The following is a 25,996-nucleotide window of genomic DNA, read 5'->3' on the forward strand; positions in this document are numbered from 1 at the left end:
AATACTGAGCTGATGGCGCTTATCCGACATAAAAAGATTCCATTTGAGTTAAAAATTGGCGATGTTCGATTAAACCTATCGGTTTTGGGAAAAATCCCCAAAACAAGGGGTTCTGCAAAGGCCCCTTCAAATTTCCGAGTAGATTAATTCATACAGCAAATGTAGCCCGAACCTTACAAATAATTAGTTTTTGAGAGAAAACCAGGATCAGAGTTGAAATTCTTTACATCTCAGCTTACACATATTATATCCAGGCCGGGAACGAGGTATAACCTGAAGCGGCTGGCCCGTTTTCTGGCGGTACTCCTCTTGGTGATCATTGTTTATTCGGTAGTGTTCCATTTCATCATGGAATATGAAGGGCAGAAGTACAGCTGGATTACCGGCTTTTATTGGACGCTTACCGTGATGTCCACCCTCGGCTTTGGCGATATTACGTTCACCAGCGATCTGGGTCGTACTTTTTCTGTGATCGTCCTTCTTTCGGGTATGATATCACTGTTGATATTACTGCCGTTCACGTTCATCCAGTTTTTTTATGCTCCCTGGCTTGAAGCCCAGTCCAGGGCGCGGGCTCCGCGTGAATTGCCCGAAGATACCCGTAACCATATCATAATTACGCATTACAACCCGATTTCCAGGGCCCTTATGAAAAAGCTGGAACAGTACAACTACCACTACTCTCTGCTGGTGAATGACCTGGCCAAAGCCCTGGAATACCATGACGATGGATACCACGTGGTTTATGGCGAACTCGATGATCCGGAGACCTATAGCAAATTACGCATCAACCAGGCGTCCATGGTGGTAACGCTGGGAACGGATATGGTAAATTCCAATATCAGCAATACCGTGCGAGAGATGGACGAAACAGTGACGGTTGTGGCCACGGCCGATTCTGCTGATTCCATAGATCTTCTCAAGCTCGCAGGATGTAATTATGTGCTCAGGATGGGAGATATGATGGGGCGTTCCCTTTCGCGCAGGACCATCGGTCAGGACAGCCGTGTGCATGTGATCGGGCGGTTTGACCAGCTGGTTATTGCCGAGGCGATGGCCTACCAGACACCATTGGTGGGCACAACCCTGAAGGAAAGCAGGTTGCGGGAACAGATGGGGATTAACCTGGTGGGGATTTGGGAACGGGGCAAGTTCTTAAAACCGCACCCCGATCTACTCATCAAAAATGAAAGTGTGTTGATTATGGCCGGTTCGCCCGATCAACTCAGAAGGTACGACGAGTGCATGGCGATATATCGCGCCTCGGATGAGCCGGTGATCATTATCGGGGCGGGTCGTGTAGGCCGGGGCATCGCAGAAGCCTTCGACGAACGGGGGCTGGATTTTCGGATCATTGACAAAAATCCGGATCGCATGAAGGATGACAAGCGCTACATCCTGGGGTCCGCCGAAGATTTCAATATCCTGGACAAGGCGGGCATTCGTAAGGCTCCCTGCATCCTGATTACGACCCATGATGACGATATGAATATTTATCTGACGATTTATGCGCGGAAACTGCGTCCCAATGTGCAGATTGTCAGCCGTTCCACCCTGGAACGCAACGTGTCCACCCTGCACCGGGCCGGGGCCGATTTTGTGCTGTCATATGCCACCATGGGAGCCAACGCCATCTTTAATATTTTGGAACGCAACGATATCGTCATCATAGCAGAAGGTCTCAATGTGTTTACCGTAGAAACGCCACAGAAACTTATAGGAAAAAGCCTTATTGAATCCCTGATTCGGCAACGGACCGGATGCAATGTACTTTCGATACGGAAAGACGGCCAGCAGATCATCAATCCCGAGCCAGGCTTCGAAATAGAGGAAGAAAGCGAACTGGTACTGATTGGTACTACCAGTGATGAAAAAAGATTCATGGATGTATTCAGGGAGTAACACGATTAGTGAGCCCAATCTAAATAACGTCAGTTCGATATAAAACTGTCATTGCGAAGAGGGCTTCAGCGACCATCGGGATCCCGACAATAGTCGGTAGGCAATCTCCTAATAGGATGAACAAAAAATCGGGCAGGGAGATCGCCACGTCGACCTCACTATGGAGCCCACTACTATCAAAGACGCCTCCTCGCGATGACAGCTATGATTATTGTGATCCTTATTTCGAACTGACGTAATAATAAAACCAAAGGTACTTCGCAGCTGAGTAGTTCAAGGTTATGGAGTACCTCTAACGGTTCATTGCAGGTTTGAAAATTAAATACTTTGATATTAAACAAACTATGAATAGATTGCTCTAACATATTGTTTTTAATAAACAAAGGGAGGGATATATGAAGAGGATAATAGTACTAATACCGGTGATGTTGGGATTGCTATTTTTTGCAGGATGCAAAGATTCCTACATAGGTTCTGTCGACCAATCTGAAGCGGTAACAAGCCAGCCTGAGCAGATTGCTTCGGATGCGCACGGCTCGGCACACATGCAGCGAAATTTCCGAACGCATCTTACCGGAGACCAGGAAGTGCCGGCCGTTGAGACCGATGCACAGGGCCAGGCAACATTCCAGGTTAGCAAAGATGGCACTTCCATCAGCTACAAACTGATTGTTGCCAATATAGAGAATGTGCTGATGGCTCATATCCACTTGGCACCAGCTGGTCAAAATGGAGGGGTAGTGGTTTGGCTATACCCTTCAGCACCGCCTCCACAGCTGATTGAGGGGCGTTCTGATGGTGTGCTTGCTGAAGGTACAATTACAGCTGATGATTTAGTAGGAGCTCTTGCCGGCCAAACCCTGGATGATCTGCTCAATGCGATGAAGGCGGGGAATACTTATGTGAATGTCCACACTTCGCAGAACCCGCCCGGTGAAATTCGCGGACAAATCTTCTAGTGATCTTAAATGTTGATACCTGCTTAGAATTAACATAGAGGTCGAAATCCTGATCTAGGGTTTCGGCCTTTACTTTTATATAGCGGTGGAACCGAACAGTCTTTTCCGGCAATTCGAAGCAATTGCATCCCTCCCGGCCTATCCTTAATATAGATTCGCAAATCGTGAATTTTAACGCTTTATGGGGTATGAAGGAACACAAAGGGATGCGCCCGCAGGATGTCGTAGTGCTGTTAAAGATTGTTGCGCTCGGTGGGCAGCACTGGTATAACAAGGACCTGGCGAACCAGCTGGATATCAGCAAGTCTGAGGTAAGCGAGTCGCTTAACCGCTCGCTCGTGGGTGGATTGTTGGAGGAGGACAAGAAAACCGTGCGACGGGAGGCCCTGTTCCAGTTTTTGGTACACGGCCTGAAGCATGTCTTTCCGGCCATTCCCGGTCGCCTGCAGCGTGGTCTGCCGACGGCGTATTCAGCACCGGTGCTCAGTGGGGAGTTTGTGGTTGACGATCCCTACATTTGGCCCGCCCCGGGGCTGCCGAATACAGTCAAGGGGATCTCCATTTCGCCGCTTTATGCCACCGTGCCCCAGGCTTGTGCCGAAGATGCCGCTCTCTATGAGCTGTTGGCCCTGGCGGACGCTCTCCGGGTTGTGGAGTGGCAAAGCGATGTGGCAGAGCTGCTGCGGAGCAAAATGTTCGGGGAGGAGTAAGGAGTTGATGGAATTGAAAATTAAGAATTAAGAATGAAAAACCAGGGGTAGTTCGGGAAAAAGGGCTTATATGCGTCCTCTCCCGGCAAGCTTTCCGACAGCTCATATGTCGATAGGGATAGGTTCACATAGCTTGGATCCGGAAACATAGTTGAGATTGTCTTACAGTTGGTTGCCTAAATCAAAACCGAAGCCTGATAGGGACAAAATTTCTCCCTCCCGGTTGAAATGACGACAGCGTGTAGGGGACTTGATTATTATTTCCGGACTGCTTACTAAATCCAAAGCCCTGTCCCTTAAACCAGTCATCTCGACAGGAGCTTGCGCAGGGAGAGATCTTCCTGCGAAAAGGCCTCACGCCAGGTGAAGTGATCCAAGCCCGGGATAAGCTCTACCGCAGTTCAAAAAATAGAGGACCTCACTAGGTATTTCTCATTTTCTTACCGTAAAACCACGAAACCCCGGTTGAAGATAACCCCTGAATCGACCGGCTGCATATCAACCAATCGCACGTTTGTCTCTACCTCTATCGACCGATTGTTTCATCACGAATCGATCGGTTGCCATTGTATCAATCGTACGACTGCCTCTTCCCCAATCGATCGGTTCGCTCTCCTTCAGTCGATCGATTGATTCTGCACCAACCGTACGATTGACTCACCATCAACCGTACGGTTTATTCACTATCAATCGTACGATTCGTTTTTCTTCAACCGATCGATAGGCTTTGGCGATGTCGCAGGGTGTGGGATAAAAGGATATAAGGATCTTATTCAAAAGCCTGACCTGAAGGACACTACGTTTCACTAAAAAATCACAGATCTTTTCTTAACGCTTCACTTCGTTTTCCTCCGGGCGGTCAGTTTTTAAAGGCCGGAGGGTTGGAATTAGGAATTAAAAATGTTTCAGAAACGAGCAGTAAAAGAATAAAATGGAGTCCCCCTTTGGGCAAATCAAATATTAAAAGCACCGATTGGAGTCCGAAGCATGCACTCCGTAGTTTTAACGAAGGAGTGGGGGGGCACTATAGTAATAGCCTCACCACCGGGGCCGATGGTGAGGCTGTACTGCTCACCTGGCTATCCCACAAATATTTTAGTCGCCAGGGACGGTAAGCTCATCAGGGAGGGCGCCCTTGCGGATATCCTTGGTACCGTCAAGCAGGCTGCGTACTTCCAGGCGGTAGTGGCCTGCTTCCAGCCTGGGATTGGAAATGATGAGTTCTCCCGGTTTGTTTTTAATCATTTTGATATTAACGCGAGTTTCCGTCCCGTCACTGGTGTTGACAAAGAAAACGCCCTGGTCTTGGTCCTGCTCATCAAATTTAAGCAGGGAACCGGTAATACGTGCGGCACCCTGTGGGGTGATCACCTGGTCTTGGGTCTCGCTGTTATAGTCGTAGTAGTGGGCGGGTTCAGGTGAGCGCTCCCGGGGCATGATCTTTTGTGTTGGGATGGTAGGCGCGGTTTCCCGCAGCCGTTTGCCCGGGGTTACATTGATTTTAACCTGGTGCCGATCGGGATCAAAGCGGTCATCCTCGCCCTCAAATACCCCGGTAATGGAGGGACTGAGGTTGACCAGCGGCGTCACCACGGAGTTGCCCTGCTTCAACAGATTGATGATGCCCCGGGAGACCTCCTCGAAGCCGGCCAGCGCTTCGGCTTTGGTGATGGTGGATCCTTCGCGGGTCATATGCTCGAAGACGTCCTCAAGTGAATAGCTTTCCGGTCGCTTGCTTACGGCCATAAAGTCGTCGGAGGAGTTCATGGGATTGGGAGTTACATAATATTTAAGTGGCATAGTATCTTATCTTTGTTGATGAATTCTAATTATAACGGTAAAAGGTCCGTTGCGGCCTGCCGGATTAGTTTTGTTTATGGTTGGCATGCCATCTCGATGTCGAGGGAGATCGCATAGATATATTGTGATCTCTATTAGTATAGACCGCTGAGAAGGGAAATCCTTACAAAAAAATTACAATTAACGATTTTAATTGGGAACTGCGTTTTCTTTCCGGCGGTCAACTTACCGAGATCAGAAAATGGTTAAACCTATAGTCGAATACATTGAGCTGGGACAGGTTTTAAGAAATGGGGCAAGTTATTCAAAGAGATTGGGCTGGAAGATAAATTAATGCATACCGTTACCAACTAAATGAAAGCGTTAGCAATGAAAATATATCCCCCCAAAAGAAAACCCTTGCAAGCCGTCAATGACTTGCAAGGGATTGAGTGCCCTGGAATAAGTTACTCTTGTTCCTGCTGGACATAATCTACCAGCTGCCATTGTTCTATGCGTACCAGGTCTACTGTATTTAGAAATACATCAGTTATGTATTCACTGGTTTTGTTTGGATGCACTTCGTCCACGATTGCTTCATAGTCATAATCCATTACGAATTGATCCACGTCGTTATACATATCTACGGCAACATGGGAATAGGGCACGCTATTGCCAAAGGGCTGATTTAGAGCCCATCCTTCCCATCCTGCACGTTTGCCTATTTCAATCTCCTTTTTATGAAGCGGGTGATAAAGGTCTCTTTCCATATTTTGATAGGCTTCTTCCTCCCCCAGGGGCACGTCAAAATATACGACCTGTATGAAGCCGGGCGGTCCCGAGAGATCGTCATCGGCAAACTGTTCCCAACTGAACAGGCGATGTGTTTTCACCAGGTCACGGGTTTCCCAGACTTTAGCAATCAGTTCGTCCATATTTTCCCCGGCATGTACTTTTTCGATCAGGGCACCAAACTCGTTCGCCGTTTTTAGTTGCTCCACGTTTTCATAAATACGAACGGTGGCATAGTGGTACTCTGCCTGGGTGCCACCCGGGAAGGGAATTTGCCACAACGACCAGCTTACCATTCTTCCCTGGTCAACTGCTTCCTGGTGTACCGGTTTTGCTATCTCCTGTTCCATACTTACGTATGCTGCGCCCATACCTTCCGGCACATACATGAAATCAACAAGGGCAGCCCTGAAATCTTGCCCAAGTAATGACATTGGAGAGCTTATGATTAATAGTACTATTATGCTTACCAGTTGGATTTTCTTGCTCATTTTACTATCCCTTTTAAGATTGGAATTGGAAGGGGATCAGCCATCTCTCACGATGATATATTTCGCGTAAGTAACTGTTATTATTTAACATATAATTTATACTAAATCAAAATATGGCTAAAAGGGAGTGATATGAAGGTAAAGAGTTGGGGTAAGGTATTTGGGGGGGGCTTCGGTTAATTGGAAGGGAGAGAGCAAATAGTATTCAATAGGCTTTTAAAAATGGGTTTGGCACCTTGGGCTTGTTTGTAGTGCCATAACTAACTGCATACTAATATTAATAATCATTAAGTAATTAATTCTTTTACAGCCTAATCTTCCCTAATCTCTGCCCAATTTTCATCTGTTTTAACTATCTGAAGGTTATCTTCATTTTTAATTGCTTGCTTAAGATAAGTTAGTGCTCTTTTCTTAAATTTATTGCTTTCTGTCCTACTTTTAAACGTAAATGAGGATTTGAACAGACATTTAGAAATTTTGATCTCAATTTTATTATCAGGTCAAATGAAAGTTCATTTGCTTTTGTAAATGCCTCAGAAGCTTTTTTAAAATATTTAGTTGCTTCGTCGGGTTTTTCATTTTCTATCATCTCAGCCAATAGCATATTAGCCTCACCTAATAAACTCCATGCAAGATAATTCTCAGGTTGTAATTCAACAGAACGATTTAATTTATCTATGCCGTGTTCAAGTGATTAATGCAACACAGCGGTGTTTTAAGGTTTGTTGGATGGGATTAAGGTAATCAAATTTTCGAATGGGTCGAAAGTTCAGGTATTGCTCGACGGTTTTGATGCGCTGGGAGGAAACCTTTCGCAGGTCGGTCCCCTTCGGGAAGAACCGCCTGATTACCCAAATGCGGTTTTCCACGGTGCCCTTGTCCTGGGAGGTGTAGGGGCGGGTAAAGTAAGTATCGGCCCGGAGGGTCTCGGCAATATCCTGGTGACGAGCAAAGGCTTTGTCATTGTCGAAGGTCAAGGTTTTGATGAAGCTGGAAGGAATATCCGAAAGCTGATTGATGATGGTCTGGGCCATCGGCTCTGCTTTCCTCGAGGAGACCTTCCGGAGTTTGGTCAGCAGCGTGGCCCGGTCGGTCAGCACCAGCAGGGCTGATTTGTGGGCCTTGCCCATCATCAGATCGACCTCAATGTCCCCAAGACGCTCCCGCTCGGCGACTACATCAGGGCGATCGGTGATGGAGTATAAACGACTTGCAGGGATTAAAGTACACACGGAAGGACTAAATAACTTCTAATCGCTACTTTGTTTTGAATCATCCCATTTGGGTTTGTCAGGCATCATCCCAAGTTGGTTTTCTTTAAAATTAGAGGGGGTATTTGTTAAATACATATTAACCCCATCTGTCAATGCGCGAATTATTTCTAGCTGGGCTTTACTTTGATTATCCTCTGGCAATGATTCGCTAATCTTTAGGGCTAAACTAATATTTTGAGTTATTACAAGTTTTTGATGATAGTCGCCCATCTTGATTATAGTTTTGTTATAGAGATAGAAAAATACGGCAGCAATAAATTCACTTAATAATCCTGCTCCTGTCGTTACATATGCAGGATTTGTTTTATCAAGAAACATTAAAACTATCCCGGTTATAATTATAATGAAACCTAGAATTGCAGCGACAGCAGACAATATGAAGCTTTTATTAGCCTGAACTTGAGTTTGAAGATAATACTTATCAAGATATTTAAAGTTAATCTTAACTAGATTCGTAAAAAAATTGTCTTCTAGTTCATTTTGCAGTTTTTCTGCCTCATTCTGTAATGATATTTGCTCAATAATTGGTTTTGATATATTCTTAAATTGAATCCAACGGGTAAAGTGATATGCACCGTAATAAAAGGTAGCCACAAAGATCCCCATTAGAAGGCCCAGCCCAATTCCATATGTATAGATAAATATACCAGAGACGTTGAAAGGGTTTTCTAGAATTAAAGAGACACTAGCTATAATTGTTATTACAGTTACCCACATGCCCCAAACTTTCCAAGAAAATTTTGGGCCCTCAATATTTTTTTTTCGTTTTTTCTGATCGATCATAACTAAGGACTATATTTAACTTGGTAGAATAGCCAATATTTTTAATTCCCTTTTAATTTATATTTACAAGAAATTTTAAAAAAAGAAAATAATAGCCAAGTAATATTGTTTGTACCAATATTTGCACCCAAAATAGAAAACCCTTGTAAGCCAATGACTTACAAGGGTTTGAGTGCCCTGGACTGGAGTCGAACCAGCACTCCCCGAAGGGAACTGCCCCCTCAAGACAGCGCGTCTACCAATTCCGCCACCAGGGCAAGGGGTTAATCATTAAACAAAGTCAAAAACTATATCGGGCAGTTCAACCTAGATGCCAGGGAACTGTACCCTCAATCCGCCGGCTGGCGGATACCAACCCCGCCACCAGGGCAAGGGGCAATAATCACATCAAAATTTAAAGGCTTCAAATATAGTAGTTTTAATACTCAAATGACAAGCGCCTTTGTAGAATTAAATACCAAATTTCAATGAGCCAAATCACAAAGGAGCTAACCTTCATTCCCTCCCCGGGAGTGCAACTCCCCTGGAACAGGGCAGGCCATACTTAGCCTTTGATAAATTGAAATTTGGTGCTTGTCATTTAGCTTTTACAGCTCGTCGAGCTGTCCCTGCACGTATTCGTTTTCGGGGTCCATCTTCTTGGCCTGCTCGTAGTATGAGCGCGCCTTCTCCCCCTGCCCGGCCCGCTGCATCAGGTCACCCATCAGGATCCAGTTCTCCACATCTTTCGGGTTGTTGCGAATACGGTCCAGCAGGTAGCTGATCGCCTCGTTGCCCTGGTCGTTCATAATTTTGTGAAGCACCAGGTTCCGGTGGGCCGCGGGTGAATCATCCAGGTCGATCGCTTTCTTGAAGTCATCCTCGGCATCAGCGAGCTGTTCCAGCTGCAGCTGTGCAAAGCCACGCAGGTTGTAATACCCGCTCTTTTCCGGCTCCAGCTTAATAGCCTTGTCAAGAGCTTCAATGCTGGGTTCCCACTGGTTCAGCTTTTGGAATGTCATCGCTTCCAGGTGAAAACCATCGGCGGCCTGGGGCTCCATCTTTTGCAGGCTGTGGGCAATATCAAGTGCTTCGTCAAAGTCGCCTTCGCGCAATGATGCTAATCCTTCTTCCAGTGTTTCTTCGAAACTCATACCATCGGTTTATTAAAGGTTTTATTTACAATGACCTAAAGATAAGGGATCAAAGACTAAATCACATACTATGAAATGGGTAAATACCAAGGCCCAAATATCAAATTATAAATGGTCTTAAAGGTTGGAAAGTGTTGAAGTGTTGAGGAGTTGAGCTGTTGAGACGTTGAAGTGTTGATCAAAAGGTCGAAGGTCTAAAAGTCCAAGGTCAAAAGGTGAACCCGACTCCCGGTGGATTTTCTTCAATGAAAAATGAATAGTATAAATGGGAAAAGATCTGCGTTTAAAGGTAGGAGTCTTAAACGCAATGGAGGTATTCATTTTAGGTCAAGCCCAAATGAACACCACGCTAGGGAGTATTATAATAAGGATCTGTTAACCATAGTGACAGATAGAAAAGAGATGGGAGTAATTTATTTCTTCTTTTCCGAGCTCTCCTTTTCTTCCTCGTCGGTAATTTCTTCGTATTCTGCCTCTTCTATCTGCTCGAAATGCTTTTGGGAGTTCCCTGAAGAGCGTCCCCGGTTCTGTTGAGAGCGCTGCTGTTGCTGCTGGTTGAAAACGGAATAGAAAAACTCAGCTCCCGATCGCTGCTTCCGTTTGGCAGGGGAGCCCAGGAACAACCTGCTGATGATCTTAACCAGGAAGTAGACAATGACAATAAATAAGATAGTGCGTAACATGCTAGCTGGGTACAATATGAATGTGAGTGTTGCCGCGTATCGGCTGATCAAAAATCTGTTCGTCTATATAATCTAAGTGTTTTTCATTACTAACAAAATCTATATCACTGGTATTAATGATGATAAGCGGTGATTTATTGTAGTGATAGAAGAAATGATTATAAGCATCGCTTAGTTCCTGCAGGTATTCACGCGTAATCTGGCGTTCGTAGTCGCGGTCGCGCTCCCGGATGTTTTCCATCAGCCGGTCGACGGAGGCCTGCAGGTAGATCACCAGGTCGGGCTGGGCGGAAATGCCGGTCATGACATGGTAGATCGAATCGTACAGCGAAAGTTCATCCTCATTCAGGTTCAGCCGGGCAAAAATCCGGTCCTTCTCAAACAGGTAGTCCGAGATGGTGAGATCATGGAACAGGTCTTTGCTCGTCAAGTTTTGCTGCTGTTTGAACCGGCTGGCCAGGAAAGCCATCTGCGTGGGAAAGGCGTAGCGGTCGCGGTCTTCATAGAACTTGGGCAAGAACGGGTTCTCTTCAAACTGCTCAAGCATCAGGCGGGCGTTGTGGCGCTCGGTCAGGAGCTTGGCCAGTGACGTCTTGCCAACCCCGATCACCCCTTCAACGGCGATAAAATCGAACTCGTTTTCCATAATTCTACCACGATAGCTTGGTTTTATGAATGATGAGTGAGGGGGCCTGCCTGACGAGATCGTCCACGGGCTGGCGGGTTTCCGGATCAACCCAGCCTGGATTAAGCTCCCTGAGCGGTAATAGTACAAACAGCCGCCTCCTGTATTCAGGATGGGGAATTATAAGATTATCCTTTTGAATCACCAAGTCATCATAGGCGATAATGTCAAGATCGATGGTTCGCGGTGACCAGCGGGGGTGGTCGGCAGGGCGCCCGTGCTCGGCTTCATACTCCTTCAGCCTGCGGATAAAAGGAGAGGGCGCAAGGTCGGTTTGTAGAGTGATCACGGCGTTGAAAAAATTCCGTTCCGAGGGTCCGACCGGTTCACATATATAAATAGAAGAGAACGTGATGGTAGATTTGGAGAGCTCTGCCAGGAATGATTTGGCTTTTGAGAGGTGACGAAGCCGGTCCCCTACATTGGAACCAACGCCTATAATTGCCGTTGCCATGTCATTATTACTTCTGAGAATTTTGTTTTGGTCTGTAGTGGGGGATTCAGCTTGCGGAGGCTGACCTCAAGGTGTATAACCTCGGGGAATTGTTCAAACAGGGCTTCGCCAATCATGTAGGTCAGTGTTTCAATGAGTTTTTGGGATGGCCCCTCCATCACGCTGCGGACAATGGCTTCTACCTCCTCATAATTGACTGTTTTGTCAAGATCATCGGTTTGTCCCGCACCCCGCAAATCCAGTGAAAACTCCAAGTCTATTTCAAAATCGTTGCCGTTGGTCCGCTCTTCCTCATAAAAGCCGTGGCGAGCGTGATACTGAAGTCCGTTAAGCCTAAGCGTATCCATTCGTCTTGAGTCGCAGGTCTAAGGTCAAAAAGGTCGAAGGTCTGTAAGGTCAAAAGTCTAAAGTAAGGCGCTGAATTGCAGAACAGTGGCAACTAATAAATAAAGAAGCACTAACTTGGAACCAATTCCTAATCCTCAATTTTTAATTCCTAATTCCTAAAGACTAGCCACTTCTATTTTCTGGTGTAGCTCTTCAACAATGCGTTTGTGCTTGGGACTCGTCTGCATTCGCTCCTCCACGGTTTGGATGGCATGGATCACGGTTGAGTGATCGCGTCCGCCAAAGTGCAGGCCGATCGTCTTCAGGCTGGAATCCGTAAACTGCTTGGCCAAGTACATTGCAATTTGCCGTGCCTCCACAATCTCCTGCTTCCGCGTCTTCTCGCGCACCTTGTTGGTGTCGATGCCGAAATATTCACAAACATAATTTTGGATCGATTCGATGGAGATCTGTGTATTTGACTCCTTGACCATATCCTTTAGCACCCGCTTGGCCATTGCCAGGTCCAGGTCGTCCTCATGCTGTAGCGAGGCGTGTGCCAACAGCTTGATAATAGCTCCTTCGAGGTCACGCACGTTCGATTTGAAGTTGTGGGCGATAAATTCGAGAATATCGTGGGAGAGCTCAATGCCGTTGTCGAGCGCCTTCTTTTCGAGGATAGCGTATCGCGTTTCATACTCGGGAATCTGCAGGTCGGCGCTCAGTCCCCAGCTAAAGCGTGATATCAACCGTTCTTCAATGTCAGGAATTTCACGGGGTGCGCGGTCACTGCTTAATATAATCTGTTTACCATCCTGGTGGAGGGCATTAAAAATATGAAAGAATTCCTCCTGCGTTTTCTCTTTACCGCTAAAAAACTGGATGTCGTCAATGATCAATACATCGATCTGCCGGTAAAACATTGAAAACTCGCTGGCCCGGTTATTCCGGATAGACTGCACAAATTCATTGGTAAAAGTCTCAGAAGATATATATACAACAGACTTATCGTCCCCAAACTCCTGCTTGATTTTATTGCCAATACTCTGAATCAAGTGGGTTTTCCCGAGACCGGTACCCCCATATAAAAAGAAAGGGTTAAATGAGTTGCTGCCAGGGTTCTCAGAAATAGCAATGGCTGCCGAACGAGCCAGGCGGTTGCAATCACCTTCGATGAACCGTTCAAAAACGTAATTGCTGTTCAGGTTCGGATCGATCGAAGTTTTCCGAATGCCTGGAATTACGAACGGGTTCTCTATTTTCCCAGGGTTGTATTCTGCATATCCATCCATCTCCTGTTCCTTTTTATTAGGCGGCATCGGGCGTTGGGGGAGACGTACGGAGCGCGTACCAGTGTCATCCTCTGATTTCTCCAAGACTACAGAATATTCCAGCTTACCATTATCACCTAAAACCTTTGCCAACGTTGAGCGCAACATCCCATAATAATGTTCTTCCAACCATTCGTACCAAAACTGGCTGGGAACTTGAATTGTTAAGGTGTTCTCCTCGAGCTTAACAGGTTTTATTGGTTCAAACCACGATTTATATTTCTGATAGCTGATGTTGTCCTGAATAATTTCGAGACAGTTCTCCCATGCTGTATCAGCGGAATTAATACTCAATCCCTTGACCTCCTCAAAGATAAAATTAGGGTTCTACACTATAGATTACTAAACGATTACTAAGACAGTTATCCACACAAATAGGGGCAACTCCTCCTTTAATACTGACACGAAAATCATAATTTCAGGGACAGATGTCAAAAAAAACTCGGTGGGTGTTTCAAAAGTTATCCACAATCCATTAAACAGTGTAACTTATTGGGGCGCAATAGTTTATTATTTTTGCAATGTTTTTGTAAAAAATGGCTTGACACCGCATAATAATCTTCTAACAATGATTTTACCTTAACCTAACACTAAAAGACGGACTGAAAAAAACTTTTCAACAAGTTATCCACATTAAATTAACAGTGTGGATTTTGCATTGTTATGCAAAAGGTGAGATGGCTTTTAGGGGGGATTATTGGGCTATTACAGCCTTTATAAAACGTTCTTTTTGTTCGTAGTCCTGCACGATTGAGACTTCCCATTTTTGGGGATCGAAAAACGCTTTTATCTGGTGGGCGTGCAGTTCGTGCAATTCAAGGTATAGCCTCCCATTTGATTTTAAATGCTGCTCGGCACAATCGATGATGCTTCGGTAGGTGGTTTCCATATCTTCGGTGAACAGTGCCGTCGCAGGTTCATGGTCAACAACCTGTTTTTCCAGAGCGTCTTTTTCTTCCGGCAATACGTAGGGTGGGTTGGAGACAATAAGGTCAAAAGGCCCTACCAGGGAAAGTTCTTTCCAGTTGTGAATATCTCCATTTAGAAAGTTGATACCCAGTTCCAGGTTTTGGGCATTTTCTCGGGCTACTTCCAGCGCCGCCTCTGATATATCCACGGCCTGCAGGTTCCACTTGGGGCGTTCCTGTTTTAGGGCAATGGGGATGCACCCCGATCCTGTCCCGATGTCAAGGATGTCCCGTTCTGCTTCCGGGTCCGGGAAGTGATCCAGTATGATCTCCACCAGCTGTTCGGTTTCAATACGCGGGATCAGCACCTCAGGGGTAACCTTGAGACGAGCATTCATAAAATCAGTAAACCCGATAATATATTGAAGCGGTTCATGACTGGCACGGCGTTTCACTAATGGACGAAGCTCATCGAGCTCACCCGGAGAGAGTGGGCGATCGAACTTCAGGTACAGGTCAAGCCGTTTGATGTCAAGCACTTCGGCAAGCAGCCATTCTATGCTGTGGCGGGGGTCGGGGATCTCCCTCTTCTTAAAATAATCGGTGCCCCATTCAAGCATCGACAGGACAGTCCAGTCCCGGGGCGCGTTGCTCATAGGAAGGTAAGTTTAAGATTGCTCTTCTTCAGAACTGGTTTCTTGCACTTCTTGAACGGTGAGGCCAAATCGCTTGGAGAAGTCGAGGATGAAATCTGTAACCTCGTCATCAATCGTTCGTTTTTCCTCATCCAGGGAACTCCCGCGAAAGCCCATGCGGCCACCGGTTTTCTTAAGCTCAAAACGATTTTCCTTACCGGTGCACTCAATAACGCAGGTCAGTGTAACACTGGCGTTGATCTGTTTTTCATATTCTTCATAAACAGCAACGTGGACCACATCATTGTGATCAGAAGATTCGTATTTGTACAAATATTTTGGTTCAATTTCCCTGAAAAGTTGTTCAGGCATACGGTGTAGTGTACCCGCCGGACCAAAGACCAAAAATTTGCTGATTGTACTCATATTTTTTGTAAAGATCTGGATTGGTTTGATAAGATACTAAACAGCCTGAATAAACGTCTTATCTGGACAATAGTCAAATTTGAGTGAATCAAATCTGCTATTGGGTAAAACCGTGATTAAACCTGATCCTGCTAATATGTAAGCACTGTTTGAACATTCGTATCAACCATTAGTGACACACCTTTTATATATGGTCAAAAAAGTGATTGAGCGTTTCCAGGCTACGCAGCGTGCTCAGGGTTATGGGAAAAGTAGCTGATTCGTACCTGTAGCAGTTGCATCGACCCACCAATTTTTATACCTACCGTTGTTTCACTCAAACAGTAATCAAACTTTATCCTATGAAAATTGAGCACGTTGCTTTTAATGTTGAGAAACCCGTGGAGACGGCGCAATGGTATATTGAATATTTTGGCATGTCCATTGCAAAGAAAGAAGAAGACCCGCCATATACTCACTTTTTAACTGACAGCAGCGGAGATGTAATGATCGAAATTTATAACAATCCCGCCGACCAGGTCCCCGATTACCGATCTATGGATCCCTTGCTGCTGCACTTGGCCTTTGTTTCAGAAGATCCGGGCAAAGAAAAACAGCGACTGCTGGAGGCCGGGGCAACGCTGGTGAGTGATGAGGTGCTCCCGGACGGGTCGCACCTGGTGATGCTGCGAGATCCCTGGGGACTGGCGATCCAGTTGTGCAAGCGTGCCAATCCCATGTTGTAAGCAGAGATTGCTTTGCTGGTGATGGAAAAAGAGAAACCAAATGTTTCCGTTAACATGGAATTAAGGCCGGATTCACGGCTCGACAATTTAAAATTTGTGATTCTCTTGGTTGGAATTTTTAGCAAATACCCACATATTTACGTGGTTTTGACTTTGGTGGCTATTCTGATAAGTCAGCGTTATTAAGTCGTTCAACCCAGCCAGATCCAGTATCGTCTGGTTGATCTAAATTTTGAGTAGTTGGGTACGATACTATGCCTGCAAATCTCGTATGCCGGGAAGGGGGAAGAGCTACTCATCATTTTCCAAGCATGAATTGAAATGATGAACGATTGTTCAGGTCTGCCTGCAACAATTATAAATATTTATAAGGAGGTTTATGGGAACATTAGCAGCTATCGACTGGATTGTCATCGCAATCTATTTCCTAATATTAATAGTACTTGCCTGGTGGGTTATTAAACAGAAGACCGACACGTCTACCGATTACTTTTTGGCGGGTCGTCATCTGGGTTGGTTTATCGTAGGGGCATCAATCTTTGCATCGAATATCGGCTCGGAGCACCTCGTGGGGCTGGCCGGTTCCGGTGCCACCGATGGTGTAGCCATGGCCCATTATGAGCTTCACGCCTGGTGTTTGTTGGTGCTGGGATGGATTATGGTTCCATTCTATATGCGCTCCAAAGTGTTTACTATGCCTGAGTTTCTTGAAAAACGGTTCTCTCCCGTCGCGCGCTCGGTGTTATCGGTGATCTCACTGGTTGCCTATGTGCTTACCAAAATTGCGGTCGGTATTTTTGCTGGCGGCGTTGTTTTCAGTGTTTTGATGCCGGAATTGACATTCATGGGAATGAACAGCTTTTGGATCGGTTCGATCCTTGTTATTGTGTTTACCGGAATTTATACGGTGCTTGGCGGACTGCGGGCTGTGGCCTACACCGAAGCTCTCCAGACGGTCATCCTAGTTATCGGTTCGTTGCTGGTCTTGGTGTACGGCCTGGATGCCATCGGCGGTTGGGACAGGTTGTATGAAGTGGTCGGTTCCGACATGTTCAACCTCTGGAAGCCGCTTACGCCTGAGGGGGTAGCCGCAACCTGGGCACCCGTCAAGGAGCCGGATGTAATGGCGTGGTACTTTAATAATAACTACCCGTGGCTCGGGATGCTTTTTGCCGCTCCCATTGTGGGCCTTTGGTACTGGACGACCGACCAGTACATTGTGCAGCGTACGTTGGGTGCCGCCAACATCCAGCAGGCGCGTCGTGGTTCTATTGCTGCTGCTTTCCTGAAACTGCTTCCGGTGTTCATCTTTATTATACCGGGAATTATCGCGTATGCATTGGCCCAAACAGGGCAGGTACAAGCACTCCAGGCTGAGATGATGGCTGACGGGGAGCTTGTAAGAGAAAATGCGCAGGCCGCCTTCCCATTATTGGTTGCTCATATTCTGCCCGTCGGAATTCGGGGTATTGTAGTTGCTGGACTGCTGGCGGCCCTTATGAGTTCGCTTGCCGGTGTGTTTAACGCTTCTTCCACGCTCTTTACCATGGACTTCTACTCACGTCTCAAGCCGGAGGCCTCGGAGAAGCACCTCGTTTGGATGGGTCGTGTTGCTACCGTTGTGATGGTTATTATCGGTCTTTTATGGATACCGGTTATCCAGGGTAGCCGCGGGCTCTACGATTATCTGCAGGGCGTGCAGTCATACCTGGCACCGCCCATATTTGTGGTGTTCTTCCTGGGTATTTATAATAAGCGGCTGAACAAGGAGGGATGTTTGGCTGCACTTGGTGTTGGTTTTGCCCTCGGTATCTTCCGTTTGGCAGTTGATACGCCGACGATGCTTGTCGATGGGTTTGCCTATGAAGAAGGTTCGTTTTTCTGGATCGTTAACAACATCTTCTTCCAGTACTACAGTCTGGGCATATTTATTGTATGTATCTTGGTGATGCTGGGAGTAAGTTATATGACAGCTCCACCCTCTTATGAAAAAATATCCGGTCTTACGTTCGGTACACTCACCGAAACCGACCGCTCTGAAAACAGGGCCAGCTGGGATTGGAGAGATGTGGCGATGTCAGTCGTGGTAATTGTGCTTATCTTGGCAGCGTACCTCTACTTCAGAGGATAACCACCGCCGCATTACTCATTTGATTTTGAGCCACCGGGTTAATATCCGGTGGCTTTTTTGTGCAATAAAAAACCTCCGGGACTTTACCCCCGGAGGTAAGTAAAAAGCGATCGTCAATATCTAAGCCGTTTCCAGCTCAAGCTCTTTTATCTGGTTGTCGATGAATTTAATTTCATCAGGCAACAGCTTGAGATCTGCGGCTTTGGCATTTTGCGTAGATTGCTCCGGCGTACGTGCACCGACCAGGGCAATAGTGATACCTGGCTGCTGAATGGTCCACTGGATAACTAGTTGTGGAAGCGTGGCTCCCTTCTCCTCGGCAATAGGCTTGATCTTTTCCAGCATCTCGTTGGTTCGCTGGATATTCTCGTCGGTATAATAGATCTCATTGGCCCGCGTGTCGCCTTCTCCAAATTCATACCCGGGACTCATTTTTCCAGTCAAGAGCCCACGCTGGAACGGGCTGTAAGCCAGTATTCCTTTGTTGTTTTTGATGCAGTAGGGCACTACTTCTTCCTCAATATCGCGACGCACCATACTATAGGGTACTTGGTTCGAGGCAAGCTTGATCGTCTTTTCCGCCGTTTTCATCTGATCAACGTTATAGTTGCAGACCCCGGCTTCCCTGATTTTACCCTGCTCTTTCAGCTGGGCCACGGCTTCCATCGTTTCACTAATAGGGGTGGTGGGATCAGCCCAGTGAATCTGGTACAAGTCGATATAATCAGTACCCAGCCGTTTCAGGCTCTCTTCGCATTCTTTGATGATGGCCTCTTTGCCGGCATACTTATGAATATCAATATCGTTGCCGTCGTTGTCTTTACTTTTAAAGTAGAACTTACCCTTGTCGGTATCCCACCGAAGACCGTACTTGGTCAGAATTTGTACTTTATCACGGGGCAGGTCTTTAATCGCTTCCCCCACAATTTTTTCGCTGTGCCCCTGCCCGTAAACTGGTGCAGTATCGATAGATGTAACGCCAAGATCGTAGGAGGCATGGATTGCTTCAATAGCATTGTTCTGCTCAGTTCCGCCCCACATCCATCCGCCGGCTGCCCACGCACCAAAGGTCACGACCGATAGTTCAAGATCCGTATCTCCAAGTTTTCTGTATTGCATAATATTCCCGAATAATGTTATGATTAATGATTTAGCTTAATAAAAATCCAAATTGGATCCCCAGGTTCATTCCGATGTTCTGAGATTCTTGAATAGGCCTTCAAAACCAGTGATGAAGTTCCATGGTTCCATAACCCATTTAAGTATCTGGCAATTCAAAATATCCTGCACTTTCAGCAAAACATTTAGCAGTGAGAAAGTAGTTAATTTCGGCTCAAAGAAGGTACCCATTCTAGGATAAAAACCTCTTGCGGCACGAGCTCCTCAAGGGTTTCACCATCACCCTGGCCTACTTTCTGACCAAAAAGATGCAGTTCTTGGTTTTGCTGCCACATCACGGGATCGTAGCTTGGTTCCCACATGCCCACTGATGGTTCATAAATGTTGTCAAGTATCCAGTCTTGGTACTGCTCATCGTGTGACGTTGCTACCGTAATGCCACTACCCTGTTCAAAATCACGGAATACGACATGAAGCTCATTATTCGTTCCAGCCAATACTTGAGGTCGTGAAATCGGAATACGCTTTGTACCTCCACCACTGAGTGAAAAAGAGTCCTGCCGATTGCTAACCTGTCGACTCTTCCATTGATTTCCATCCTTCCATACGATGCGGTACTGGGGAGTAGATTCGTTTTCAACACTCCAATACGAAGCAATCACCGGTTCACCACTACGGTTAACGGTCATTGACGTCTGATTAATGAGTTCACTTCCCTGGGGAATGTCATGGACAACCTCCGCTGTTTCCCGGGTGATCGGCAGGGTATAGCTTTTACCAGTCGATGTTTGCCACGTTTGTCCCTGGTCAGTGGATATAGCGTACATCATGTCGTGATTAGTCGACACGTCCCAGGTTTCGCGCCAAGTCCAGCTGATATGCCAGCCGCCATCCTCATCAATTGCCATGGTATTGACATACGCGTTGCGCTCTCCCTCCCCGTCGATCAGCGGGTGAGCGATGATCTCCCAGTTTTGTTCTTTAACATCGTATCGATTCAGCATCACATTCCCGTTGCCCGAGCTACCATCCCGATAAACAAAAAGGAGATCGCCGTTTTCCAGGTGATAAAACTGGGGATATGTTACCGCCTTCTCCATCTGTCCGGTCATCGGCATTTTGGGGGAAAGTTGCAGGCTGCCGGGTTGCTGGCTTTGAGCATAATTTAACTCATTTCCGTGATGATCCCATGACACATGGAGTAGGCCCCGACCATCCACCCCAAGACTAATCGAATTATGAGCATCTTTGACATTGCCGCTATATCGGGTCACCCGTTTCTCCCACTCACTACTTCCGTGCTTTCGTTTGGCAAGTACCATGTTGCCCTCCGGATCATAGTAGGCCGTGTATTGTAAGTTTTCATGGCTGACGACACTGGCCTGCCGGAAAACAGTGGTATTTACCGAAGATTTAGCCCAGCCTTTTCCCACCGGAATGTAGTTCGCTTGATCCTGTGCCTGAACGCTAAAAGTGAGGATCAGGCTAATAACAAAAGCGATCATCGTTGAGCGAATCTCAAAAAATTGAAGCATGGTAAATAGTTATCTGTTACGGAAGAATTCAGCTACATCATCGGCAGATTTTGCATTGAGAATGCGATCTTTCCCAAACTTACCTTTCCGGGCAATTTTAACTCCATATTTAATATAGTCGATGCCTTTGATGGAGTGCGCATCGGGATTGATGGAAGAGATCAACCCGACTTCCCGTGCTTTATTTCCGTGTCGCCAGTCGAGCTCCAGGCGCATAGGGTTGGCGTTGATTTCGATCGCCGTGTTGTATTCGGCTGCCAGTTCAATAAGTTCGTTCATATCCAGGTCGCTGCCGTCGCGTTTTAGCAGCAGCCGTCCGGTGGGGTGTCCCACAATTCGTGTATAGGGATTCTTGATAGCATTACGGAACCGCTCCATCATTTTACTTTTGGACATCTCCATACCGCTGTGCACGCTGGCAATTACAAACTCAAAACCATCCAGCAGTTCATCCTCATAATCCAGGCTACCGTCACCCAATATGTCGGATTCAATCCCCTTAAAAATGCGGAAGTTAGTACCGTTGGATTTAAACTCTTCATTTAGCTCGTCGACCTCTTCCCACTGTTTCTTTACCTCATCAGGGGAAAGCCCGCCGGCATACGCAGCCGTTTGCGAGTGATCGGTCAGGCCGAGGTATTCGTAGCCCCGCTCGATACAGGCCTCAGCAATCTGCCGGATGGAGTATTTGCCATCGCTGTAGGTGCTGTGGGCATGGATAACGCCACGGATATCATCTTCTTCGAGCAGCTCCATCTCCTCGTGGTCCTCAAAGTAATCGAATTCTCCACGGTCTTCCCGCAGCTCCGGGGGGACAAAATGGAGGTCCAGTTGACGATAAATATCGGTCTCAGAGCCATATTCCACCGGCTGTTCAAAATCGGTGTCGCCTTCATCATTCAGTTTAAACAGTCCGTACTCGTTAAGCGACATCCCCCGCTCGCGGGCCCGCTGCCGCATCACCACATTGTGCTCCTTGCTGCCGGTGAAATACATCAGCGCTGCGGGAAACTCGGCAGGCTTCACAATCCGCAGGTCCACTTGTCGGCCGTCACTGGTTCGGATGGAGCTTTTGGTGTCGCCCCGACCCAGAATATCGACCACAAGATCATGCTCCACAAAAGCGTCAAAAATATCGGGGGCGTGTTCCTGCTCAGCTCCAACAAGGATATCTACGTCCCCGATGGTTTCCAGTGAGCGTCTTAGTGAACCGGCTACTTCAATATCTTCAACGCCCTGCAGCTCTTTCAGGAAATTGAACAGGGGCTCGGCTATTTCAGTGGCTTGATCCAGTCGGCAGCGCTCCTCGTGCTGCTCCATCCATTCGATCGATTTCACAATCTTTTCCGCAGATTTTTCGCCCAGTCCATCCAGCGAGGCCACGCGTCCATCCAGACAGGCTTCTTTTAGCTCTTCAAGGTCGCTGATACCCAACTCTTTGTGGATTTTCGCAATATTCTTGGGACCCAGTCCGGAAATATCCAGCCACTCAATCACACCGGAGGGGATCTTTTGCCGGAGATCTTCAAGCACATCAATCTTCCCGGTTGAAGCATATGATTTGATATCCTCGGCAATTGAATTTCCGATGCCTTTGATATCGGTCAGGTTATCCTGCTCAATGTACGTGTTGATATCTTCGCCGAGTCCCTCAATAGTCTGTGCAGCACGATCAAAGGCGATGGCACGGAACCGGTTTTCGCCGGCTAGCTGCATCAGTTGATAAATTTCATGAAGTCGTTTGGCGACCTCTTGGTTACTTACGGACATATACTGGTAATCAAGTTATTTGTTAATAGTTAATAGGTTAAGATAAAAGGCTTTTATGTCATCCTGAACCACTGTTCTGAGCTTGACTCAGGATCTATTCAGGATCTCACAAGGCTTATGTAAGTTGATAGTTAAACCGACCTTATCAACGCTATCATATCTATACGAGATTCAGAATTGGAGTCCGAGATCACACCTAACTATTTTTTAAATCCGATTCCCTCAATGCGTTGATGTTGGAAAAGATTCTCAATAGTTACAAGCTTATTTACTCTTTTACCCATCGTTCTCGTTGCTCTTTAAGAATTCTATCACGGTATGGCATCATATCCTCCTGGTTGAAAATCATACGTTTAATAATGGAAGCATGGAGTGTGGTATCACCGGAGTAAATTAGTGTCCCCTTCGTCAAAATTTCCTTCAGAAGTGTGCCATGGGTGGTTTGCAGGTCAATTAAATCTACCGGCCGTCCGGAGATATCGATGATCTTTTTAATGACTTCCATAATCTCATCAGAAGACAGCGGTTCATCGGCCGCCACTGCCAGGTCTATATCGCTTTCGAAGGTGGCCCGGTTTTCTGCAACGGAACCATGGAGAATCCCCAACTTTATTTTTGGGTGTCCTTCCAAATATTTTTCTATGGATTCTTTTTTATCCGCCTTCATGCCATTAGTGATTTAAAATTCCCTGGAAGGAAGTTAGAAAATACTGTTTCGATTCCAAATGATTCCCGGGACGTTATTTTGTGGTTTAGAAACCATTTAGTACTATCAATCATTCAGTGTAATTAATTTGAAATGCGCAGCAGACATTTACGCATTACGAATCACGGATTCCGTAAAATGAAGATGAAACGAAAATCTATTTTTTCAGCTTTAATTGCCATCCTGTTTATCTCGACAACAACCGCTGCGCAGGAAACACTCCAATCCCCTGAACAGTACCTGGGATATGAGCTCGGTGAACAATGGACGCCCCATCACAAGGTTATTGGATACTTCAAACATATTGCTGCCGAATCGCCGATGGTGGAGTGGCAACAGTATGGCACATCGAATGAGGGGCGGGAGCTTATTTATGTGACCGTTTCAACAGAAGAGAATATTGCGCGAAAAGAGGAGATCCGAACCAATAACCTGAAGCGAACGGGACTGCTGGCCGGGGAGCCGACACAAGATTCAACGGCGATCGTTTGGATGAGCTACAACGTGCACGGGAATGAAGCCTCCAGCAGCGAGGCGGCTATGAAAACACTGTACGAGCTGGTGCGGCCAGGCAATCAGCAACCCCGTTGGTGGCTGCAAAATACGATGGTAATTATGGACCCGACGCTGAATCCCGATGGCCGCGAACGGTATGTCCACTGGTATAAAGCCACCGCGCGTGAGGAAGCAAATCCACATCCGCATGCACGGGAGCACCATGAGCCCTGGCCGGGCGGCCGTACCAACCACTACTATTTTGATTTGAATCGGGACTGGGCGTGGCTTACGCAAAAGGAATCCCGTCAGCGAAATGAAATTTATCAACAATGGCTGCCACATGTCCATGTCGATTTTCATGAACAGGGCCATAATTCGCCCTATTATTTTGCCCCCGCAGCCGAGCCGTTTCACAAGGCAATTACCGACTGGCAGCGTGAATTCCAGCACACCATCGGTGAAAACCACGCCCGCTATTTCGACCAGAATAACTGGCGCTATTTCACTCGCGAAATTTTTGACCTGTTTTATCCCAGTTACGGCGACACATATCCCATTTTTAACGGTTCTATAGGCATGACCTATGAGCAGGCCGGGCAGGTCGGGTTGAAAATCATCCAGGTGGAAGGAGATACGCTGACCCTCCACGACCGACTGATACATCATTTTACTACCGGGATGTCAACGGTGGAGGTGGTATCGCAACATGCGGAACAAATCGTTAGTGAATTTACCGAATATTATCGGAAATCAAGGGAAAATCCCGCCGGCCACTACAAAACGTATGTTATTAAAGGCGATAATGATCCCGATAAAATCCGTTCGCTTTTGCAGCTGCTGGAGAGTCATAACGTGCAGTATGGGAAAGCCCCTCGAACCGGTACATATTCTGGTTTTAATTATAATACTGGCCAAGATGAACAGGTTGAAATTACTACAAACGATTACTTGGTGAGTGCCTACCAGCCCAAGTCGGTGTTGGCACGTATTTTCTTTGAGCCGCAGCCGGAGCTGAGCGATTCCGTTACCTATGACATCACCGCTTGGGAGCAGCACTACGCCTTTGGGTTGGATGGTTATGCGCTAACGGAACGCCTCAACCCGGTATCTGCCGGGCTCCCAAACCCAAATATTGAAAATAACATCACTGGGAAACCGTATGCTTACCTGGCGGAATGGCACACGGTGGCAGATATGCAGTTGCTGGCCGCGCTGCTGAAAAAGGGGGTCACCATCCACGTGGCGAGTCAGCATTTTATAACGAACGGTGTCACGTATCAACCTGGGACACTGGTAATCACCCGAAATGAAAATGAACAGATGGGAACTCAATTTGATAAAGTGGTGCAGGAGACCGCCACCGAATTTGGGCAGCAACTCCACCCCGTATCTACAGGGCTTATGGACTCGGGCCCGGATTTGGGTTCCGGGGCAATGCGTTTTGTGGAAGCGCCAAATATTGCGCTGATTGCTGGCAACGGGACGTCTGCCAACAATGTCGGGGAAATCTGGCACTTTTTTGACAGGCAGATCGACTATCCGGTGACTCTCATTGATACGGATTATTTCAGCGGCGTAAATCTTAACAGGTATGATGTATTGATCTTACCAGACGGTTCCTATGAGGATATTCTTAATGAAGATCGATTTGCTGCAATCAAGGACTGGATTTTGGATGGAGGCCGATTGATCGTCCTCCAGGGAGCAAATGCGTTACTTTCGGGGAAAGAGGAGTTCGGTTTGAAAGCAAAAGAAGATACTGAAGTGGAGCGTAGTGGATTTAACTATTCTTCATTCAACCAGCACCAGAGAGAACGTATTAGCGAGGCAAATAACGGCTCTATTTTTAAAATAGCGATGGATCCCTCACACCCACTGGGCTATGGCTATGATGACTTTTATTTCTCATTGAAGTTGGATACCCAGGCATACGACTTTATTGAAGAAGGTTGGAATGTGGGAGTTGCAAATGCCGGTGCACATGTCAGTGGATTTGTCGGCAGTGAAGCTGAGAAAGACCTGGAAAATACGCTGGCTTTTGGAACGCAGGAGCTGGGAGAGGGCACAGTGGTATACATGATTGACAACCCGCTGTTCCGTGCTTTTTGGCCCAGCGGGAAATTGTTGTTTGGCAATGCCGTTTTTATGGTTGGCAATAGGAAATGAGAAACCAGAAGTAAGAAGTGAGAAGGGGAGCGTTTAAGCCTGTACCGCGGGCATTAGCTCGCGATTTAAATTAT

General features: G+C 46.7%; 24 protein-coding genes and 1 tRNA gene. 7 read left to right on the forward strand and 18 right to left on the reverse strand.

All coding sequences use genetic code 11. From position 1 onward, the window contains the following. Window positions 1-213 precede the first annotated feature (213 nt). The 4 genes from NC796_RS17130 (at window position 214) to NC796_RS17145 (ending at window position 4,686) form a co-directional block, all read left to right on the forward strand. Window positions 214-1,902, forward strand: coding sequence for an NAD-binding protein (locus NC796_RS17130; RefSeq protein WP_310686148.1), 1,689 nt, complete (start codon window positions 214-216; stop codon window positions 1,900-1,902). A 395-nt stretch (window positions 1,903-2,297) separates the two neighbouring features. Next, window positions 2,298-2,861: a CHRD domain-containing protein gene (locus NC796_RS17135; RefSeq protein WP_310686149.1), complete on the forward strand. Its 564-nt coding sequence runs from the start codon at window positions 2,298-2,300 to the stop codon at window positions 2,859-2,861. A gap of 188 nt (window positions 2,862-3,049) precedes the next feature. Continuing rightward, window positions 3,050-3,571 carry a hypothetical protein gene (locus NC796_RS17140; protein ID WP_310686151.1) on the forward strand — a complete coding sequence of 174 codons (522 nt, stop codon included), beginning with the start codon at window positions 3,050-3,052 and terminating at the stop codon, window positions 3,569-3,571. 944 nt (window positions 3,572-4,515) lie between these two features. Continuing rightward, window positions 4,516-4,686: a hypothetical protein gene (locus NC796_RS17145; RefSeq protein WP_310686154.1), complete on the forward strand. Its 171-nt coding sequence runs from the start codon at window positions 4,516-4,518 to the stop codon at window positions 4,684-4,686. On the opposite strand, the gene NC796_RS17150 is transcribed toward NC796_RS17145, so the two are convergent. The 14 genes from NC796_RS17150 to NC796_RS17215 form a co-directional block, all read right to left on the reverse strand. Beyond that, on the reverse strand, window positions 4,667-5,371 hold the full coding sequence (locus tag NC796_RS17150; protein WP_310686156.1) for a DNA-binding domain-containing protein: 705 nt from the start codon (window positions 5,369-5,371) through the stop codon (window positions 4,667-4,669). The genes NC796_RS17145 and NC796_RS17150 overlap by 20 nt on opposite strands. 446 nt (window positions 5,372-5,817) lie before the next feature. Beyond that, entirely contained in the window at window positions 5,818-6,633 is an 816-nt protein-coding gene (locus NC796_RS17155) for a hypothetical protein (RefSeq protein WP_310686158.1), read from the reverse strand. Window positions 6,634-7,030: 397 nt separating this feature from the next. Then, window positions 7,031-7,237 carry a hypothetical protein gene (locus NC796_RS17160; protein ID WP_310686160.1) on the reverse strand — a complete coding sequence of 69 codons (207 nt, stop codon included), beginning with the start codon at window positions 7,235-7,237 and terminating at the stop codon, window positions 7,031-7,033. A gap of 82 nt (window positions 7,238-7,319) precedes the next feature. After that, a complete protein-coding gene (locus NC796_RS17165; RefSeq protein WP_310686162.1) occupies window positions 7,320-7,865 on the reverse strand; it encodes an IS30 family transposase in 546 nt (181 codons plus the stop codon). A gap of 18 nt (window positions 7,866-7,883) precedes the next feature. After that, window positions 7,884-8,690 (reverse strand): TRADD-N-associated membrane domain-containing protein, encoded by an 807-nt coding sequence (locus NC796_RS17170; RefSeq protein ID WP_310686164.1) that lies wholly within the window; start codon window positions 8,688-8,690, stop codon window positions 7,884-7,886. A 173-nt stretch (window positions 8,691-8,863) separates the two neighbouring features. Continuing rightward, window positions 8,864-8,947 (reverse strand) — tRNA-Leu (locus NC796_RS17175). A 330-nt stretch (window positions 8,948-9,277) separates the two neighbouring features. Then, window positions 9,278-9,823 (reverse strand): tetratricopeptide repeat protein, encoded by a 546-nt coding sequence (locus NC796_RS17180; RefSeq protein WP_310686166.1) that lies wholly within the window; start codon window positions 9,821-9,823, stop codon window positions 9,278-9,280. A 413-nt stretch (window positions 9,824-10,236) separates the two neighbouring features. Next, entirely contained in the window at window positions 10,237-10,506 is a 270-nt protein-coding gene (locus tag NC796_RS17185) for a hypothetical protein (protein ID WP_310686167.1), read from the reverse strand. A gap of 1 nt (window position 10,507) precedes the next feature. After that, window positions 10,508-11,152: a deoxynucleoside kinase gene (locus NC796_RS17190; RefSeq protein WP_310686169.1), complete on the reverse strand. Its 645-nt coding sequence runs from the start codon at window positions 11,150-11,152 to the stop codon at window positions 10,508-10,510. 4 nt (window positions 11,153-11,156) lie between these two features. Then, on the reverse strand, window positions 11,157-11,645 hold the full coding sequence (gene folK, locus NC796_RS17195; protein ID WP_310686171.1) for a 2-amino-4-hydroxy-6-hydroxymethyldihydropteridine diphosphokinase: 489 nt from the start codon (window positions 11,643-11,645) through the stop codon (window positions 11,157-11,159). Then, the gene (gene folB / locus NC796_RS17200) at window positions 11,627-11,992 is read right to left on the reverse strand and encodes a dihydroneopterin aldolase (protein ID WP_310686172.1); all 366 of its coding nucleotides are present in this window, start codon (window positions 11,990-11,992) and stop codon (window positions 11,627-11,629) included. Before folB ends, folK begins: the two co-directional genes overlap by 19 nt. A gap of 156 nt (window positions 11,993-12,148) precedes the next feature. Further along, window positions 12,149-13,591 (reverse strand): chromosomal replication initiator protein DnaA, encoded by a 1,443-nt coding sequence (gene dnaA, locus NC796_RS17205; protein WP_409070391.1) that lies wholly within the window; start codon window positions 13,589-13,591, stop codon window positions 12,149-12,151. A gap of 406 nt (window positions 13,592-13,997) precedes the next feature. Then, complete coding sequence (gene prmC, locus NC796_RS17210) at window positions 13,998-14,867, reverse strand: peptide chain release factor N(5)-glutamine methyltransferase (protein ID WP_310686174.1); 870 nt, start codon at window positions 14,865-14,867, stop codon at window positions 13,998-14,000. A gap of 12 nt (window positions 14,868-14,879) precedes the next feature. Further along, window positions 14,880-15,272 (reverse strand): hypothetical protein, encoded by a 393-nt coding sequence (locus NC796_RS17215; protein WP_310686176.1) that lies wholly within the window; start codon window positions 15,270-15,272, stop codon window positions 14,880-14,882. Window positions 15,273-15,613: 341 nt separating this feature from the next. Here NC796_RS17215 and NC796_RS17220 point away from each other — a divergent pair, with 341 nt between their 5' ends. Together NC796_RS17220 and NC796_RS17225 are read left to right on the forward strand one after the other, a co-directional pair. Next, window positions 15,614-15,997 (forward strand): VOC family protein, encoded by a 384-nt coding sequence (locus NC796_RS17220; protein WP_310686178.1) that lies wholly within the window; start codon window positions 15,614-15,616, stop codon window positions 15,995-15,997. A 379-nt stretch (window positions 15,998-16,376) separates the two neighbouring features. Beyond that, entirely contained in the window at window positions 16,377-18,128 is a 1,752-nt protein-coding gene (locus NC796_RS17225) for a sodium:solute symporter (RefSeq protein ID WP_310686179.1), read from the forward strand. A gap of 120 nt (window positions 18,129-18,248) precedes the next feature. Here the strand turns inward: NC796_RS17225 and NC796_RS17230 are convergent, their stop codons facing one another. From NC796_RS17230 to mntA, 4 genes are all read right to left on the reverse strand, one after another. Beyond that, window positions 18,249-19,247 (reverse strand): aldo/keto reductase, encoded by a 999-nt coding sequence (locus NC796_RS17230; RefSeq protein ID WP_310686180.1) that lies wholly within the window; start codon window positions 19,245-19,247, stop codon window positions 18,249-18,251. Window positions 19,248-19,450: 203 nt separating this feature from the next. Further along, on the reverse strand, window positions 19,451-20,782 hold the full coding sequence (locus NC796_RS17235) for a BNR repeat-containing protein (RefSeq protein ID WP_310686181.1): 1,332 nt from the start codon (window positions 20,780-20,782) through the stop codon (window positions 19,451-19,453). Window positions 20,783-20,791: 9 nt separating this feature from the next. Further along, window positions 20,792-22,552 carry a DNA polymerase/3'-5' exonuclease PolX gene (gene polX / locus NC796_RS17240; protein ID WP_310686182.1) on the reverse strand — a complete coding sequence of 587 codons (1,761 nt, stop codon included), beginning with the start codon at window positions 22,550-22,552 and terminating at the stop codon, window positions 20,792-20,794. Between the two features lie 268 nt (window positions 22,553-22,820). Further along, window positions 22,821-23,219, reverse strand: a complete 399-nt coding sequence (gene mntA / locus NC796_RS17245) for a type VII toxin-antitoxin system MntA family adenylyltransferase antitoxin (RefSeq protein WP_310686183.1) — start codon at window positions 23,217-23,219, stop codon at window positions 22,821-22,823. 183 nt (window positions 23,220-23,402) lie between these two features. Between mntA and NC796_RS17250 the strand changes: the two genes are divergently transcribed. Further along, window positions 23,403-25,922 (forward strand): M14 family metallopeptidase, encoded by a 2,520-nt coding sequence (locus NC796_RS17250; RefSeq protein ID WP_310686184.1) that lies wholly within the window; start codon window positions 23,403-23,405, stop codon window positions 25,920-25,922. Window positions 25,923-25,996 lie beyond the last annotated feature (74 nt).

Source organism: Aliifodinibius sp. S!AR15-10, assembly GCF_031569985.1.
In the GTDB taxonomy this organism is placed as follows: Bacteria; Bacteroidota; Rhodothermia; order Balneolales; family Balneolaceae; genus JAMQKA01.

Bases quoted from the DNA above. Each gene is read 5' to 3' on its own strand.
- NC796_RS17250 (WP_310686184.1), top strand. From the start codon at position 23,403: ATGAAACGAAAATCTATTTTTTCAGCTTTAATTGCCATCCTGTTTATC.
- NC796_RS17190 (WP_310686169.1), bottom strand. From the start codon at position 11,152: ATGGAAAACGAGTTCGATTTTATCGCCGTTGAAGGGGTGATCGGGGTT.
- NC796_RS17140 (WP_310686151.1), top strand. From the start codon at position 3,050: ATGAAGGAACACAAAGGGATGCGCCCGCAGGATGTCGTAGTGCTGTTA.
- mntA (WP_310686183.1), bottom strand. From the start codon at position 23,219: ATGAAGGCGGATAAAAAAGAATCCATAGAAAAATATTTGGAAGGACAC.
- NC796_RS17215 (WP_310686176.1), bottom strand. From the start codon at position 15,272: ATGAGTACAATCAGCAAATTTTTGGTCTTTGGTCCGGCGGGTACACTA.
- polX (WP_310686182.1), bottom strand. From the start codon at position 22,552: ATGTCCGTAAGTAACCAAGAGGTCGCCAAACGACTTCATGAAATTTAT.
- NC796_RS17150 (WP_310686156.1), bottom strand. From the start codon at position 5,371: ATGCCACTTAAATATTATGTAACTCCCAATCCCATGAACTCCTCCGAC.
- NC796_RS17160 (WP_310686160.1), bottom strand. From the start codon at position 7,237: ATGCTATTGGCTGAGATGATAGAAAATGAAAAACCCGACGAAGCAACT.
- folK (WP_310686171.1), bottom strand. From the start codon at position 11,645: ATGGCAACGGCAATTATAGGCGTTGGTTCCAATGTAGGGGACCGGCTT.
- NC796_RS17180 (WP_310686166.1), bottom strand. From the start codon at position 9,823: ATGAGTTTCGAAGAAACACTGGAAGAAGGATTAGCATCATTGCGCGAA.
- NC796_RS17230 (WP_310686180.1), bottom strand. From the start codon at position 19,247: ATGCAATACAGAAAACTTGGAGATACGGATCTTGAACTATCGGTCGTG.
- NC796_RS17225 (WP_310686179.1), top strand. From the start codon at position 16,377: ATGGGAACATTAGCAGCTATCGACTGGATTGTCATCGCAATCTATTTC.
- prmC (WP_310686174.1), bottom strand. From the start codon at position 14,867: ATGAGCAACGCGCCCCGGGACTGGACTGTCCTGTCGATGCTTGAATGG.
- NC796_RS17135 (WP_310686149.1), top strand. From the start codon at position 2,298: ATGAAGAGGATAATAGTACTAATACCGGTGATGTTGGGATTGCTATTT.
- NC796_RS17170 (WP_310686164.1), bottom strand. From the start codon at position 8,690: ATGATCGATCAGAAAAAACGAAAAAAAAATATTGAGGGCCCAAAATTT.
- NC796_RS17185 (WP_310686167.1), bottom strand. From the start codon at position 10,506: ATGTTACGCACTATCTTATTTATTGTCATTGTCTACTTCCTGGTTAAG.
- NC796_RS17220 (WP_310686178.1), top strand. From the start codon at position 15,614: ATGAAAATTGAGCACGTTGCTTTTAATGTTGAGAAACCCGTGGAGACG.
- NC796_RS17235 (WP_310686181.1), bottom strand. From the start codon at position 20,782: ATGCTTCAATTTTTTGAGATTCGCTCAACGATGATCGCTTTTGTTATT.
- NC796_RS17155 (WP_310686158.1), bottom strand. From the start codon at position 6,633: ATGAGCAAGAAAATCCAACTGGTAAGCATAATAGTACTATTAATCATA.
- folB (WP_310686172.1), bottom strand. From the start codon at position 11,992: ATGGATACGCTTAGGCTTAACGGACTTCAGTATCACGCTCGCCACGGC.